At 25.8% G+C, this 16,024-nt stretch carries 12 protein-coding genes and 1 pseudogene; 4 read left to right on the top strand and 9 right to left on the bottom strand.

All coding sequences use genetic code 11. From position 1 onward, the window contains the following. Positions 1 to 3: 3 nt before the first annotated feature. From ACYUET_RS14180 to proB, 6 genes are all read right to left on the bottom strand, one after another. On the bottom strand, positions 4 to 786 hold the full coding sequence (locus tag ACYUET_RS14180) for an SDR family NAD(P)-dependent oxidoreductase (RefSeq protein WP_460280662.1): 783 nt from the start codon (positions 784 to 786) through the stop codon (positions 4 to 6). A gap of 239 nt (positions 787 to 1,025) precedes the next feature. Further along, positions 1,026 to 2,462 carry a PH domain-containing protein gene (locus tag ACYUET_RS14175; protein ID WP_460280660.1) on the bottom strand — a complete coding sequence of 479 codons (1,437 nt, stop codon included), beginning with the start codon at positions 2,460 to 2,462 and terminating at the stop codon, positions 1,026 to 1,028. Beyond that, entirely contained in the window at positions 2,455 to 2,943 is a 489-nt protein-coding gene (locus tag ACYUET_RS14170; protein WP_460280658.1) for a PH domain-containing protein, read from the bottom strand. Before ACYUET_RS14170 ends, ACYUET_RS14175 begins: the two co-directional genes overlap by 8 nt. A gap of 49 nt (positions 2,944 to 2,992) precedes the next feature. Then, positions 2,993 to 3,436: a GNAT family N-acetyltransferase gene (locus ACYUET_RS14165; RefSeq protein WP_460280657.1), complete on the bottom strand. Its 444-nt coding sequence runs from the start codon at positions 3,434 to 3,436 to the stop codon at positions 2,993 to 2,995. Positions 3,437 to 3,812: 376 nt separating this feature from the next. Continuing rightward, complete coding sequence (locus ACYUET_RS14160) at positions 3,813 to 5,057, bottom strand: glutamate-5-semialdehyde dehydrogenase (RefSeq protein WP_460280655.1); 1,245 nt, start codon at positions 5,055 to 5,057, stop codon at positions 3,813 to 3,815. Then, positions 5,054 to 5,878, bottom strand: coding sequence for a glutamate 5-kinase (proB, locus tag ACYUET_RS14155; RefSeq protein ID WP_460280654.1), 825 nt, complete (start codon positions 5,876 to 5,878; stop codon positions 5,054 to 5,056). Before proB ends, ACYUET_RS14160 begins: the two co-directional genes overlap by 4 nt. Before the next feature lie 934 nt (positions 5,879 to 6,812). Here proB and ACYUET_RS14150 point away from each other — a divergent pair. From ACYUET_RS14150 to ACYUET_RS14140, 3 genes and pseudogenes are all read left to right on the top strand, one after another. Continuing rightward, positions 6,813 to 7,169, top strand: a complete 357-nt coding sequence (locus ACYUET_RS14150; protein ID WP_460280653.1) for a hypothetical protein — start codon at positions 6,813 to 6,815, stop codon at positions 7,167 to 7,169. 456 nt (positions 7,170 to 7,625) lie between these two features. Beyond that, positions 7,626 to 9,065, top strand: coding sequence for a S8 family peptidase (locus tag ACYUET_RS14145; protein WP_460280652.1), 1,440 nt, complete (start codon positions 7,626 to 7,628; stop codon positions 9,063 to 9,065). Between the two features lie 280 nt (positions 9,066 to 9,345). After that, positions 9,346 to 9,672 (top strand): annotated as a pseudogene (locus ACYUET_RS14140) (transposase); the annotation flags it as partial. A 426-nt stretch (positions 9,673 to 10,098) separates the two neighbouring features. Here the strand turns inward: ACYUET_RS14140 and ACYUET_RS14135 are convergent. Beyond that, complete coding sequence (locus ACYUET_RS14135; RefSeq protein ID WP_460280651.1) at positions 10,099 to 11,796, bottom strand: methyl-accepting chemotaxis protein; 1,698 nt, start codon at positions 11,794 to 11,796, stop codon at positions 10,099 to 10,101. A gap of 265 nt (positions 11,797 to 12,061) precedes the next feature. Between ACYUET_RS14135 and ACYUET_RS14130 the strand changes: the two genes are divergently transcribed. After that, positions 12,062 to 13,411 (top strand): YjiH family protein, encoded by a 1,350-nt coding sequence (locus ACYUET_RS14130; protein WP_460280650.1) that lies wholly within the window; start codon positions 12,062 to 12,064, stop codon positions 13,409 to 13,411. A gap of 137 nt (positions 13,412 to 13,548) precedes the next feature. Here ACYUET_RS14130 and ACYUET_RS14125 read toward each other — a convergent pair whose 3' ends face one another. Both ACYUET_RS14125 and ACYUET_RS14120 read right to left on the bottom strand, forming a co-directional pair. After that, positions 13,549 to 15,249, bottom strand: coding sequence for an ABC-ATPase domain-containing protein (locus tag ACYUET_RS14125; protein ID WP_460280648.1), 1,701 nt, complete (start codon positions 15,247 to 15,249; stop codon positions 13,549 to 13,551). A 1-nt stretch (position 15,250) separates the two neighbouring features. Then, the gene (locus ACYUET_RS14120; RefSeq protein WP_460280646.1) at positions 15,251 to 15,835 is read right to left on the bottom strand and encodes a DUF1836 domain-containing protein; all 585 of its coding nucleotides are present in this window, start codon (positions 15,833 to 15,835) and stop codon (positions 15,251 to 15,253) included. Positions 15,836 to 16,024 lie beyond the last annotated feature (189 nt).

Below are 16,024 nucleotides of genomic sequence, written 5' to 3'. Positions count from 1 at the left end.
AATTTATAAAGTATTATTTTTTAATATTACTTTTCTGCTTAATGCTCTAGGTATAAATTTACTAAACCACACAATTAATTTATTCTTTGTTCCTGGAATAATAATTGCTTTTCCTTTTAAAAATCCCTTATACCCCTCTTTAGCAACCTCCTGTGGATTCATTAAATATTTTTGTGCTTGTTTTGATTTCTTGATTCCTGATTTATTTTGAAATGATGTCTTTACAGGTCCAGGGCATAAACAACTTACCTTTATTCCTAAATCTTTTACTTCTTCGTGTAATGCCTCTGTTAATGATAAAACATATGCCTTACTAGAATAATACATTGCCATTTTAGGCCCTCCAACAAAAGCCGCGGTTGATGCTACATTCATTATTGAACCTGATTTTCTTTTTATCATATCTTTTATAAAATATTTTGTAAGTTTTGTTAGTGCTCTTATATTTATACTAATTAAATTTTCATCAAATTCTTGCGTACTATCATAAAAAAATCCGAAGGAGCCAACACCAGCATTATTTATTAAATTATCCACAACTAAATTTTTTTCATCCACAAAATTAAATATTTTTTCACAAGAGTTATCAACAGCTAAATCAACAGCTAAAATTTCTACATTTATACCATATTGTTTTTCTAAGTTCACTTTAACTTCATCTAACTTTATTTTATTTCTTGCCACTATAATTAAGTTATGTTTATCTTTTGCAAACAGTTTAGCAAATTCTAAACCAATTCCTTCACTTCCACCTGTTATTAATGTGTAATTCTTCAAACCTTCCATACACACGCTTCCTTTTTAATTATTTATTCCAATTATATCAAATAAAATATCAATATAAAAAATATTAATCCTATATTTTTATTATCGCTATGTTTTAAGTAAATATTGATATTTTAGCATATTAACAAACTAACATTAGAATTTTATTTATACTAAAATATCAACACTAGCTTTAAACATAGCTAAAAATAAAAGATTATCTCAAATATAATCTTTTTGAGATAATCTTTGTTTGATTATTATAATATATCCATAAATTTATTTACTTCCATGTTTTTTATCTCTATAGTTTCTCCAAAAGAATTTGTAGCAATATCTATTTTATATGTACATAATTCCTTTCTTTTTTGAAATATAGATTGTTGTACTTCTAAAGATTGTATCTTATCTTTTTTTACGATATAGGTTACTTTTGTTATTGTCCCCCTTGTAAGTAACACTAAGTTTTCCTCTACAGATATACCATTATTGAGATAATTAATATATCCAAGAACAACTTGTGAAATCATTAATATTAATATAACAATATACTTAATCGAAATAGAGAAACTGATTTTATTAAATACTATATCAAACAAACTAATTGATATTATAGATAATAGTAAAATAATTATAGTCCTTTTAATTATAAACCTTGAAATTGCCCTTTTAGGAGGTTTATTTATAGGTGACTCAACTGAATACTCAGGTAATAATTCTGTTATAAAGTTATTTTTTAACTTATTATTTACAATTGGAAAAAGTAAAGAATTGCTTTTATCATCACCAATGACTACTGATTCTATTTTATACAGATTAAAAAATTGTTGTATTATATTCTGTTTAAATTTTATTGCTTGTATTTTATCTATAGGTATCGAGTATTGCTTTAAATTAATTAGTCCATATTGAACATTAAGAGAATCTTTATTTTTAAATATTTTAAATTTATTGTATCTTACTAATTCAATTATTATAGAAATTATTGTTGCTAAAATATATATACTTAATATAATTAAAATTATATTAAATATTAAAACTATTTTATTTTTATATAGAAAAAATGTTTTAGTCATGTTTGCATAATTATCTATGTTATTAGCTATTTTTTCTTTAAATAAATCTTTAAATTTATCTACTACTACATATAATATCAGCATCCAGCTAAATTTATTTTGTGTTAACGCATATATTATTATGTCTTTAGTTGTTGCTTTAAATTCCTTTAATTTATTAATTTCTATCTTAGTATCATCATTCTTATTATCTTGTACTAATATTAATTTTTTAATTTCTATAGCGTCTACGCTTTTAACACTCATTTTAAATTCCGATTCATCTAATGTAGCATTTCCACTATTTAATTTTAATGTAGTAGCTCCTAATATTCTACCTATTGCATCTGATTCCATATCCACTGTAGTTATCTTATTTAAAGGTATTTGTTCTGTACTCTTTCCAAAAACACCTTTAACATAAATAAAGATATTATCTTCTATATAAAAATAATTACTTCTCCAATGTAAAATTGAATATGAAATTATAGCTAATGTAAACACTATTATACAAGTTAAAATTTTTGAAGATTCAATATGCTTAAAGAATATTGCTATAAAAATAAATACAGAATATATATTAGAAAATATTATTCTAAGTATATTACTCCAATGCCCTCTATATATCTCTGTTCTACTCATGGATTTCATCCACTTTTTGCTTTATCTTTTTATTTAAATAATCACCTATCTCTTCTGCAACTTTAATCTCTATATTAGGAATTTTATGTTCCCCACCAGCAGTAAATATTTCAAGATCTGCTAGTCCTAATTTTGAATTTATAGGCCCTATATTAACTTTTATATGTTCGATTCGTACTATCGGCACTATTGTCCTCTTCTTAATAAATATCCCTTCAGTAAAATCTATCTTATCATCTGTAAGTTTATACACCCATTGATTATATTCCAATAACGGATATATTATTGCATCTATTATTAATAGTATCTCTATAATCATTATTAAAATTAATATATATTTTTCTCCTCGTATTATCCACTGTATTTGAAATTCATGTTTCATAATATAAGTAATAAGTAAAGAAATAACTAAAAATATTACAGCTCCTATACTTCTTGCTATAACCCATGACTTCACAGCATTCTTGTGTAATTTATTCATCAAATCCCCCAATATTAATAAATATTTTTACAATTTTAAATTCAAATAACTAACCCAATTTCATTTTAATATGAGGTATATCTACCTCATCATATATATCAGAAACAACTTTAAATCCTACACTTTCATAAAGCTCTTTTACATACAATTGAGCCGACACAACAATCTCATCTTCATTAAGCTTTTCTCTAAGAAATTCTACACTTCTTTTCATAAGATCAAAAGCTATACCTTTTCTTCTATATTCTTTTAAAACTAAAACTCTTCCTATTGAAGATTGAGTATATGTAATTCCACTTGGTATAAGCCTAGCATATGCAACTATTTTTTCTTTATCTTGTAAAAATAAATGGAATACCTTTTTATCTATATCGTCAAAGTCATTTTCTTGAAAAATTTTTTGCTCACATGCAAAAACTTCATACCTAACTTTACATATTTCATATAATTCATCCAAAGTAAGTTCACTAAATTTTTTTATCTTCCACTCCATAAAATCTCTCCTTAACTTATAATTATAAATAAAATAATAAAAAAAATCTCTGATTAAATTCTTAATTTTTACTAAATATATCCATATAATAAAAATCAATCACGCTAATATTATATTAAAAAATACAAAACTAACATGATTGCTTCACTAATTCTTTTATTTAAAAATGTATTTTGGATTATATTGATATTAAAATAAATTCCTCTGTATAGTGAGCTTTATCCGATAGCTAGTATCTGTAATTACATAACAGCTACTAGCTCCTGAATAACAATTTCTAACCTTTAGTTAAAAGCAAGCTTTACCTAAAGCTAAGAACTCTGTTTATACTACAATATCAACATTCACTTAAAACATAATCTTATTTTAAAATACATTATCTTATTTGACCATTTCCATAAATAATATATTTAGTAGTTGTAAGTTCAGTTAATCCCATAGGTCCTCTTGCATGAAGCTTTTGAGTACTTATTCCTATTTCAGCTCCAAATCCAAATTCACATCCATCTGTAAATCTTGTTGAAGCATTAACATAAACTGCAGCTGCATCAACTCTTTGTAAAAACTTTTGTGAATTTTGATAATTATTTGTGATAATAGCTTCTGAGTGCCCTGATCCATATTTATTTATATGTTTAATAGCTTCATCTATATTATTTACAACCTTAACCCCAATAATAAAATCAAGATATTCTTTATTCCAATCTTCCTCAGTTGCCTCTTTTACATCATTAACTATTTGTAGTACTCTACTATCACCTCTTACTTCAACATTTTTTTCTCTTAATGCTGAAATAATAGTAGGTAAAAATTTATCTGCTATTTTTTCATTAACTAATAATTTCTCTTCTGCATTACAAACAGCTGGTCTACTTGTTTTAGCATTTATTATTATATCTTTTGCCATATTAAAATCTGCTTCTTCATCAACATATACATGACAATTTCCTACTCCAGTTTCTATTACAGGAACTGTAGCATTTTTAACAACAGCTTGAATAAGTCCTGCTCCACCCCTTGGAATAAGAACATCTATATATTCATTTAATCTCATCATTTCATTTGCTACTTCTCTACTAGTATCTTCAACTAATTGAAGTGAATACTCTGGAAGTCCAGATTCTTTTATTCCTTCACTTAAGGCCTTTACTATTGCTTTATTAGAATTTATTGCTTCACTTCCACCTCTTAAAATTACTGAGTTACCAGCTTTTAAACAAAGACCTGCTGCATCACAAGTTACATTAGGCCTAGCTTCATATATTATACCAATAACCCCCATAGGAACTCTTTGCTTTCCAATTTGAAGATCATTAGGTCTTTTCCACATAGATATAACTTCTCCAACTGGATCTGCAAGATTAACTATTTGATTTAATCCATCAGCCATATCTCTAAGTCTTTTTTCATCTAAAGAAAGTCTATCAAGCATAGCTTCAGATGTTCCTTTTTTTATGGCATTATCTAAATCCTTTTTATTTTCTGCAAGAATATATTCTGTATTTTTTATAAGATATTCACCCATTTTTACTAATGCATCATTTTTTTGTGTCGTTGTAGTATTCATAAGTACATATGATGCTTCTTTAGCTCTTTGTCCTTTCAATACTAATTCATTCATTTTTTATACCCCAATTTCTTTCCTATAAATAAAGTCCCTATTTCTTCTCCTGATATAATATCTAATAGTATGCTTGGATCACTACCATTAGCTAATACCATATCTACTCCTGCTTTAGTTGCTGTTTTAGCTGCTGTTAATTTAGTTATCATTCCACCTGTACCAAGATTTGATCCAGCACCACCTGCACACTCTTCTAATTCTGGTGTTACTTTTTCAATTTCTCTTAATAATTTGGCATTTACATTATCTCTTGGATCTGAATCATAAAAACCATCTATATCAGATAATATTATTAATAAATCTGCATTAACTAATGAAGAAACTATAGCTGATAAATTGTCATTATCCCCAAATCTAACTATATTTTCTATCTCATCTATAGAAACAGTGTCATTTTCATTTACTATTGGTATTATTTTATTTTCTAATAAAGTTTCAAAAGTATTGCACACATTTTCTCTAATATGATCATCTTCTACTACATCCCTAGTAAGTAATACTTGACCAACAATATGACTATATTCTCCAAAAAACTTACTATATATATGCATTAATTCACATTGTCCTACTGATGCAACTGCTTGTTTTTCTCTTATGCTTTCGGGCTTTTCTCTTAATTTTAATTTACTGACACCAACTCCAATTGCACCTGATGTAACAAGTACAACCTCTTTACCTGAATTCACCATATCAGATAAAATTCTTGTTAATTTTTCAATTCTATTTAAATTGATATTTCCATTTTCATATGTTAGTGTTGATGTTCCTACCTTTACAACTATTCTATTTGCATCTTTTAAATTATTACGAAAGCCCATTTTTACATCCCCTTAATTTCATTTTACTCCTATTATAACTTATTTACTTTATCAACACCACTTTACAATAAAATTATATGAGTTCGTCATGCGAAACAAGCAAATTAATTACATCTTTGACTGTTGCTATATTTTTTGCTAGTTACAGTGTTTTAAGCAATTTATCAAAAATGAATATTTCTAACTCTTATATAATACAATATTTCCATTGAAAAATTTCATCTATAAACTTAAATAAATTGTCGTTTTTAAACTCTATATTTGCAATTATAGTAGCATCGAAATCATATTAAATTCGTATCTTACATAATTATCATTTTTTCAATTCTGTAGTAATATATTCTTGATTATAGAAACCACCTTTCTTTTATAAATTTGTTTTGTAAAAGAAAGATTATTTCTGTCTTGAGACATAATTATATGGATTAAAATTAAAAATGTGGATAGAAAAACATTCAGAATATAAAAAGGTATAATTAATTACACAGTTCATGAAAATCATTCCAAATAAATTAATATACAGTATTTATTAAAAAATATAGAAATAATATACATAACAATAATCATTATTTAAAGATAGCTCTATTTTTACGTAAAGTATGAGCATTATTATCTCTGTAAATAATCATAGTTATGATATTTATAAAGATTATTTCTAAATATCAGGTTATAAAAACTGACTACCTTTCTATATAAAATAGTCAAATTTTCTTTAAATTTTAGATATAAAATTTAATATCTTGTATTTATCAGTCCTTTCTCAAGTTTATTATATTTATATATAATATTTTAGTATAAATTTTCCCATTTATATTACAAATCATGTAATTAATAAATATATTTACTTTTTTTGTAATAAGTGTTATTATTTATATGAAATATAAATAATAACAGAATATATGTAATTATTCGTAAAAATAAGGGGGATATTATATTGAATAAAAATTTAAAAATTTTATTAAGTACATTAATAATAGGTATTAGTTGTGCAGGTGCCATTCCAGCCAATGCTGCAACAGTTCCAATGACTAAACCAAGTGGCACCATATCACCTGCATGGGTTTCTGAGCATCAACCAAAAAATGGAGAAGGTTATTCAAAATTATGGTGTACTGGTTACCATGTAAGGGTGCGTATGGCTCACTCAAGTGATATAGCAGCATATTTAGATGTTGGGGATTGTATTGAGGATGTTTCTGTACGTAACGGCTATGCTTATTATTATATGGATAAGATTGGTGAAGTGAGGGTTAGTGCTAACTATTTAACTACTCGTAAAAGTGATGTATAGAGTATAGCATAAGTATGAAAGTAGATAGGTTTGTATAAAAACAAAACTATCTACTATTTTTTACATAATTAGTTTAGTAATTTTGAAATAATATAATTTATAAATATTTAAGACAATTTATTATGATAAAAATAATTGATGATAATTTTAATTACAAAGCTAAAGTGAAAAAGTGTACAGCTATTGATGATCTTTTCGCTTTATTGACAATATCAAGATCGGATTGTTGCTTACATTTCTTACATTAATACTAGGGATTAATCTCTTTATATAAAACAATCTTATACAATTGCTCAAAATGAGAATTAGGACATTTTACTTTTTGTTTTGTTCATTGTTCTTCTCCTTTCAATGGTGCTATTGGGTTCTTGTTAAACTCATAGTATTCCCTAAGATTGGGAAGATCAATATTTATATAACTTAATTGAACGAAATATACTTCAAGGAGAAATGAATATGAAAAAAATAAAGGTTTTTAAGAAAATTTGTTTGTTATTTTTTACAATTTTTATATTTAATATTATATTTATAGAAAATAAAGTACATTCTATAACAGCAAACTTAGATAATAATATTAATCTAATTATTATGTTTAATGATAATAATATTGATACAAGTGTTAAGAATTTCATAAAAAATTCTGGTGGAGAAATAGTTAATACTTTACCTGAAGTTGGAGGAATAGAAGTTAAATGTAATTCTAATCTTATACCCAAAATTAGATCTTATAGCACTGTAAAATCATTAGCACCAAACCATACTATTAAACTTCCAAAAGAAAGACAAATAAAATTCAAAGAAAATAAAAGAAGTAAAAGAAGTAAAAGAAGTATTATTACTCAAGACGGTGATTTATACAATTTATATCAATGGGACATAAAAAGAGTAACAAACGAGGGTAAAAGTTTCCAATTAGGTACTGGAAACCATAATGTAGTAATAGCTATCTTAGATTCAGGAGTAGATAAAAATCATCCAGATTTAAAAAATAATCTATTAGGTGGAGAAAATTTTATTCCAAAAGATTTTAAAAATGATAAAACAGAAACTGGAGATCCAAAAGATATAGAAGATAGATTAGGTCACGGAACATATTTAGCAGGAAATATCGCAGGTAACGGGAGAATTAAAGGTGTAGCTCCTAATATAGGATTTAAGAGTTATCGTGTGTTTGATTCACAAGGGAATACAAATGCTACCATAATCTCTTCTGCAATAATAAAAGCTGTTGATGATGGTGTTAATGTTATTAACTTAAGTATGGCAAGCTATGATCTAAATGGTAAATGCTATTGGACTGATAATAAGACGGGTATTAAATATGATTTAGGCGATGATATGGCTGAATATGAATTGTATAAACGTGCAATTCAATATGCAATAAATCACAATGTTACCGTAGTTACTGCTTCAGGAAATGACGGTCTTGACTGTACAGATGAAAAAACTTTAACTGAATTTATTAATAAATCAGCTGAAGAAGATGGCTTGGAATATATAGGAGTAATCTACGAAATTCCAGGAAGTATTGATGGAGTTATAAATGTGTCAGCTACTGGAAAAAAAGATACTATTGCAAACTATTCAAATTACGGAAAAAACTTTGTTCATGTAACAGCACCTGGTGGTGAGTATTCTAAAACACACTCTGTTTATGATATGTGTTTTAGCACAGCAATGGATTCTTCATATATGTTTCAAGAAGGAACATCAATTGCAGCTCCAAAGGTTGCAGCAATAGCAGGTCTTATTATATCAAAAGATAAAAACCTTACTCCAAAAGAAGTTGCAGAAATAATTTATGAAACATGTGATAAATTAGCTAATGATAACTCAAAACAATATTATGGAGCAGGACTTGCTAATGCATATAATGCCTTAAATAAAAATAACTAAATATCTAGTTATCATGAATATTATTAAAAAGGATATTTTACTATAAAATTAAAAAAATATTAGAAAAATCATATGTTCTCTTTATATTATACAGTTAAAATAATGAAACTGTAACTATAGAGGGGACATTTTATTATGAGAAGAAAATCTAAGATATTGCCAGAAGTTAATATTAAGTTTGTATAATAAAATTCTCTTAAATCAAATGGGTAAAATTTAGAAGTAAATCAAAACTCTATTAGAGATTAGTACATAAATATAAAACATTTAAGAATTCAATAAATTCGATAAAAAAATAATTTCACTTTATGCTAAAGGGATTACAAGTAGTGAAATTCAAGTAGAAATAGAGAATCTTTACAGAATAACAGATTCCCAATCAATGGTATCTAGACTTACTGATAAAGTTATGGATGGAGCTATTGAATAGTAAAATAGAGCACTAGATAAGATTTATCCTATAGTTTATCTAGATGCAATGTATTTTAAAGTTAAAAGTAATGGAATAATTGTAAATAATGCTGTTTACATTTGTTTAGGATATAACATGGAAGTATATAAAGAGATATTAAAAAGTCGGGTAAGACACTCTCAGAGTTATCAATAATATTTGCATAGCAATTAAATCAATAATTAGCTTAACTTCTTGTGCTTTTTGTAAAATTTATATATAATATTAGATTTTTTTCAATACTATAAATATATATAAAATATATTTTTAGAGTTTACTGGAAATATAAAAATATTGATGATAATTGTCTGTAAGTCATATATCTACATAGGTTATATCCTAAAACCCTAATTCTTTTGATACATATCTATCAGATCTACTCAAGTAAAAGTACACACTTTCACCTCAAACCAAGGTTTCGCCTTAATCTTCCTTCAAATTCTACCTTATAATTGCCATTATTGCTAGCTTCCATTGCAAACTTTCATCGTTTAGTGCGTGCCCATGCTTAATACACTTAAAAATATAACTGGATATTATCTCCAGTTATATTTTATATTGTAATATTTAATTTATATCCTGTTATTTGCTTTTTAGTGTAAACTTAGATATTTCTTTTTCTAATGTCTGAGCTTGTACTGCTAATTCTTGGGTCGCTGCAGCAGTTTGTTGTGCTGTTGCAGAATTTGTTTGAATTACCTCTGATATTTTATCTACACCTATTGTCATTTCATTTATTGATTTTGATTGATATTCAGATGCAACTGCTATATCCTTAACTAATTCTGATATATTATCTATATCTTTAGAAATAGCTTCAAATGCACGCTCTGTTTCCTTAGCTAATTCTCCTCCATTATTAACTGTATCTATAGATTCTGTTATAATGCCAGTAATACTTTTTACTGATTTTGATGATTGTTGAGCAAGTACTTTAATTTCTTCTGCTAATACAGCAAATCCTTTTCCTGCTTCTCCCGCTCTTGCAGCTTCTATTGCAGCATTTAATGATAAAAGGTTTATTTGTGATGATATTTCTTCTATCGTTTCTATTATTGCAGCAATTTCTTTTGAAGATTTTATAATATTAATCATGGATTCCATTAATGCATCCATCTTAATGTTTCCATCCTCTACAATTTTCTTTGTACTTTCAAAAAAATTACTAGCTGTCTTAGTATTTTCTGTGTTCTTATTAACTCGTGTTAATATTTCACTAAAACTTGATAGTAATTCTTCAACAGCACTTGCTTGTTCAGTTGAACCATCTGCTAAAGTTTGAGTAGTTGATGAAATTTGTTCTGAGCTACTTGCTACTAAATCAGATACTTCGTGTATATTCTTAAAAATATTATTAAAAGAATTTATAATATTTTCTAAAGAAGTTTTTATAGGTACGAAGTCCCCTTTGTAATCTACTGAAGTATCTATATCTAAATTTTCATTTGCTATATTTTTTATCACTACTGTTAAATCACTTAAATATAAATTCAATGTTTCTATAGTATTATTTAAATCTTTAGTCATTTGTCCCATTTCATCTTTAGATTCATAGCTATAATCAGTATTAAGATGACCTTCTGATAAATTTTTAGACATCTTCATAATATGATTAATACCATCTAACAAAACTTTTCTTATAATGCTACTCATTAAAGCTGATAAAATTAATATAACTATCAACATTATTATAGATATTAGCATAACTTTTTCCTTAGATTCATTAGCATTTTTTACAAAAGCTTCAGCTTGTTCATTTGAATTTTCAGAAATACTTAATATTGCCTTTTTTGCAAGTTCTTCTTCCTTAGTATAGTCTCCCATTACTATCTCATTTGCTTCTTCGTCTTTTCCTTCTAAAATTAATTTACAAATTTGATTTCTATCCGATTCAATATTTTTCATATAATATTCGAAATCATTTATTAATTTTTTATCACCTAAAAACACATTCTTTAGTTCTTTTAAATCATTATCTAAAGCATTCATTTCCTCATTTAAATTATCTATATGATTTTTTATTTTATCTGCATTAGGTTCACTCATAGCTTCATACATATATTTTTGCACTCTTATAAATTCTGCTCTTATACTCCAAGTTAACTCATTAACTTTAAATGGACCTTCATATAAATCATTTGTTTTATTCGCTACATTTTGAAAGCCCTTTAATGATACTCCCATAAATACAAAAGTTAATATCAATATAGTTAAAAATCCTGTAGTTATTTTTCTTCTTATAGAAAAGTTTTTAAACATATTTTTTATACTTTTGTACATATATCTCTCCTCCTTAGTTGTTTAATTTAGATTTAACTACTAATACATTATATGCATCTACTTTATTTCGACTTAATTATTTTTTAAAATGTTTTAAATTTATATCTTTTAATTTACTAATGGCAAAATTAGACTACTTATATTTATTAATTTTAATTTTATGAAATAATAATTAAATATTTGCTATAAATTAGGGCTATCTTTTTTATGCCTTATATATTAAAATAGTATCTGTTGTATATTTATGAAAAAATTAGGGGGAAAAATGAATAAAAATTCAAGTATTAATTTAAACATTCTTTCATTATTAAAATTTATGATACCTTCACTAATGGGTATTTTATTATTTATGACTCCAGTAAAGATAGATGGAAATTTTACAATTCCAATAGCATTTCTATCTAACTTTATAGTTAATTTATTAGAAAATATTCTTCCGATTTTAGCTGTTATTTTTATTTCAGTATCAGCAATTGGAAGTATTTTAGTTAAATTATTTAAATCTAAAAATAAATTTATAAATTCACTATTTAATGTTAGTTACCCTTGGTTAACTGCAAGAATAATAGGTATGTTTTTAGTAATAATGTGTTATTTTAAAATAGGACCTGAATTCATATGGTCAGAAAAAACTGGTGGAATGGTATTATTTAATTTATTACCTTTACTAACATCAGTATTTTTATTTGCTGGTTTATTTTTACCATTACTACTTAATCATGGCCTATTAGAATTTTTTGGTGCTTTATTAACAAAGGTAATGAGACCAATTTTCAGACTTCCTGGAAGATCTTCAATAGACTGTATTACATCTTGGCTTGGTGATGGAACTATTGGAATACTTTTAACAAGTAAACAATATGAAGAAGGATTCTATACAAAAAAAGAAGCTGCTGTAATCGGAACATCTTTTTCAGCTGTATCAATTACATTTAGCTTGATGGTTATAAGTCAAGTTGGACTTGCACATATGTTTGTTCCATTTTATCTAACTGTTACATTCTCTGGAATAGTAGCTGCTATCATTATTCCTAGAATAAGACCACTATGTAAAAAACCGGATACATACATAGATGGAACACCTCTTAAGGAAAATGTAGACTTTATTCCTGATGAATATACTCCATTTACTTGGGGTTTAAAAAATGCTCTTGAAAAAGCTGAAAGTAATTCAGGTTTTAAAGCATTCATTTTAGATGGATTAGAGAATGTAATAGATATGTGGTTAGGAGTTTTACCAGTGGTTATGGCCATGGGAGGGATTGCTCTTATGATTGCGGAATACTCTAGATTCTTTGAAATATTAGGATTGCCATTTATTCCATTTTTAAAATTATTAAGAGTTCCTGAAGCAGTTGCTGCCTCTCAAACATTAGTTGTAGGGTTTGCTGATATGTTTATACCTTCAGTATTAGCTACAACTATTCAAAATGAAATGACTAGATTCATAATTGCGTGTACATCAGTAACTCAATTAATATATATGTCAGAAGTAGGTGGATTACTTCTTGGATCAAAAATACCTGTATCTTTAAAAGATTTATTTATTATCTTTATAGAACGTACTTTAATAACATTACCTATAATTGTACTTATAGCTAATTTATTATTTTAATATAGAAATTTTAATAAAATATAATATAAAAAAACTGTCACAGAATATTTTGATAAATCATTCTGTGGCAGTTTTTAAATTTTAAAAATTAAATCCTTCTATAAGGTAAGCTTTATACTAAAATATCAACCTTTACGTTATATTTTTAAACCACGGAATCTATTAAATGCTGACATTATTTCTTGTCTTCTTGGCATTGATAATCTGCCATTGCCACCTCTTGTATTGCTAATTGAAATAATTCCATTCTTTTCTATATAGTTCATTATTTCATCTGTTATTTCTATCAATGTTCTCTTTCCATCTATAACATTATCTTCTGCCCATTTCATTATTTCTCCAATAGTATTAATTTGTTCACTATCAACAATCTGCTCAACTGCTCTTAAATCTATATTTTCTTTATTAATAAATAATCCATCTACACCTAAAGTTTTTACTTTTATACCTTTGTATCCTTTTTCAATGCTACCCTTTTTTACTACTCTATTTAGATTTATCTTTATATCAGAATTTCTTTCTTGTATTTTTGAAAGTATTTTTCCTTTACTAAGAGTTTTTGCTTGCTCTGTTACATCTTTTATATTATAGCAATCCATTTGTATTACATTATCAGCTATATCAAAATAATCTCCTGAACTTCCTACTACTATAATCGTTGAGATTCCCTTTTGACTATATAAATCTCTAGCAACTTCAATAAAAGGTGTTATAGGTTCTTTATCTTTAGAAACTAACATTTGCATTACATCATCTCTAATCATAAAATTAGTTGCTGATGTATCTTCATCAATTAAAAATACATTAGTTCCACTCTCTATCCCTTCCACTATATTAGCAGCTTGAGATGTACTTCCGCTTGCATTTTCACTATAAAATTTAGTTGTGTCTTTTTTATTAGGTAAATTATTTATAAATAATGATATATCATCTTTAAGAATTACTCTTCCATCTTCCGCTCTAACCTTTAATGCAGTATTATCTGTTATTACAAATTCTCTTCCATCACCTTCTATATGGTTATAAACACCTAGCTCTAATGCATTTAGTAGTGTAGACTTTCCATGATATCCACCACCAACAATAATTGTTATACCTTTTTTTATTCCCATTCCTATAATTTCACCTTTATTAGGTAAAGTAAATTTAACTTCTAAATTTTTAGGAGATTTAAATGGTATCCCTTCCCTTAAAGGTTTAGTTGATACTCCTGATTCTCTAGGTAATATAGAATCATTTGCAATAAATGCAATTAAATTGTTTCTTTTTATTTCATTTCTTATAACTTCTTGATCCTCAACTAATCTTACTTGATTTATAAGTTTGTTTTTATCTAAGTTCTTATAAATAAGAGAAGATTCTACTATCTTAGGTAAAAAATCAAATAAAATCTTTTCTAATTCTTTTGAAAGGACACTTCTTCCCCTTGCTGGAAATCCTACTTCTATTCTAGCTTCTATTTTTTTATCACTTATCACAATTGAAGTTCTATCTAAGATTTCTTGTGTGCATTTACTTATAGAAATTAACCCACTTTTTCCTGACCCAAAAACCTTACTACTATATGAATATATATTTTTATAAAATATTCTAGTCAAATAATCTTGAACTGCTACTTTTTTATAAGTATCATTTACTAATTCTTCTGGAATATCCGAAATTTTTTTATCTATTATTATCCTTACTCTAGATGGAGATGCAAATGGATCTCCTTGAACATGGTCTATTGATAATATATACTTATTAAAATCATACATCCCTTCAAGTTGTTTATATGCTTTATATCCCCTACCATCTATGCTAATTAATTCTTTACGTAAATCATTAAAATTTTTCATTTTATTTATCACCTTCTATAAAAAATTCATCAATCAATGCTTCACCCATTTTTCTATACATATTACTCATTGATATCATAGATCCTATAAGTAAAAACTTTTCTTCAAAATCACCTGTAATATTATTATCATTTAATAACTTCTTTAAGTTCTCTTGCTTATTGATTACAGATGATTTAAATTCTTCACTATCCTCACTACTGATTTGTAAATAGGTATCATATAAAGCCCTTAAATCATATTCTTCATTATTTTCATATTTATTAACTATATTGTTTAAAACAAGTTTTATATCATTAATTGATAAAGACCCTTTTAAATCATAAATTAAACACATAAGTATTAAATGCTCTTTAGAATATTTTTTATTCTTTATGCTCATTAATAATTTTGCTTTTGCATAGTTATTAATCATAGTTTTAGTTAATACCTTATCTTCTTCATTTCTTTTAAGTACTGATAATTTACTTTCAAAAAGTTGAATTACTTGGTCCATATATAAATCTAAATCAGGTATATCTTTAAGTTCTATTTTTTTATCTACATTTAAATTTTCTATAATATTTAATATATCTTTATTACTCACACTTTTTTCTCCTTATCTAGTTTTAAAAACTATATAATGTATCATATATATTTATATATTAATAGTATTCTGAATATAATTCAAGAAAATGAATTAAAATATAATAATTATGTGTTGACTTTTCACTTACTATATATAATAATATTTATATATCATCATATAGTTTTAAAAACTATATGATGAATTTTG

Source organism: Clostridium sp. CTA-5, from assembly GCF_054768135.1.
This window is presented reverse-complemented; position numbering and strand designations above follow the sequence as displayed.

What these genes read in the sequence shown, in the direction of transcription:
- ACYUET_RS14180 (WP_460280662.1), bottom strand. Translation starts at nt 786, where the DNA reads ATGGAAGGTTTGAAGAATTACACATTAATAACAGGTGGAAGTGAAGGA.
- ACYUET_RS14175 (WP_460280660.1), bottom strand. Translation starts at nt 2,462, where the DNA reads ATGAGTAGAACAGAGATATATAGAGGGCATTGGAGTAATATACTTAGA.
- ACYUET_RS14170 (WP_460280658.1), bottom strand. Translation starts at nt 2,943, where the DNA reads ATGAATAAATTACACAAGAATGCTGTGAAGTCATGGGTTATAGCAAGA.
- ACYUET_RS14165 (WP_460280657.1), bottom strand. Translation starts at nt 3,436, where the DNA reads ATGGAGTGGAAGATAAAAAAATTTAGTGAACTTACTTTGGATGAATTA.
- ACYUET_RS14160 (WP_460280655.1), bottom strand. Translation starts at nt 5,057, where the DNA reads ATGAATGAATTAGTATTGAAAGGACAAAGAGCTAAAGAAGCATCATAT.
- proB (WP_460280654.1), bottom strand. Translation starts at nt 5,878, where the DNA reads ATGGGCTTTCGTAATAATTTAAAAGATGCAAATAGAATAGTTGTAAAG.
- ACYUET_RS14145 (WP_460280652.1), top strand. Translation starts at nt 7,626, where the DNA reads ATGAAAAAAATAAAGGTTTTTAAGAAAATTTGTTTGTTATTTTTTACA.
- ACYUET_RS14135 (WP_460280651.1), bottom strand. Translation starts at nt 11,796, where the DNA reads ATGTACAAAAGTATAAAAAATATGTTTAAAAACTTTTCTATAAGAAGA.
- ACYUET_RS14130 (WP_460280650.1), top strand. Translation starts at nt 12,062, where the DNA reads ATGAATAAAAATTCAAGTATTAATTTAAACATTCTTTCATTATTAAAA.
- ACYUET_RS14125 (WP_460280648.1), bottom strand. Translation starts at nt 15,249, where the DNA reads ATGAAAAATTTTAATGATTTACGTAAAGAATTAATTAGCATAGATGGT.